Origin of the sequence: Ralstonia sp. ASV6 (assembly GCF_016429285.1) — a bacterium.
Classification (GTDB): domain Bacteria; phylum Pseudomonadota; class Gammaproteobacteria; order Burkholderiales; family Burkholderiaceae; genus Ralstonia; species Ralstonia flaminis.
The window spans coordinates 1-252 of sequence record NZ_JAELUI010000696.1 but is presented as its reverse complement, the minus strand read 5'-3'; the positions used below and the strand labels follow the sequence as shown (position 1 = coordinate 252).

Below are 252 nucleotides of genomic sequence, written 5' to 3'. Positions count from 1 at the left end.
TTCTTGCGGCGACCGGAATGACCCCGGTGCGCTACCTGACCGAGCTGCGGATGCGGCTTGCCGCACAATGGATCGCGCGCGACCGCGAGACGATCGAAGCCGTTGCTTACCGGCTCGGCTATGGGTCTGTCTCTTATACACATCTCCGAGCCCACGAGACATGGCGCCTGATCGCGTATGCCGTCTTCTGCTTGAAAAGGGGGGGGGGGGGGGGGGGGGGGGGGGGGGGGGGGGGGGGGGGGGGGGGGGGGG

The 252-nt window shown here is 69.4% G+C and carries 1 pseudogene; it reads left to right on the top strand.

The window, feature by feature from the left end:
* Positions 1 to 134: pseudogene (locus JHD73_RS28905) on the top strand (helix-turn-helix domain-containing protein); the annotation flags it as partial.
* Positions 135 to 252 lie beyond the last annotated feature (118 nt).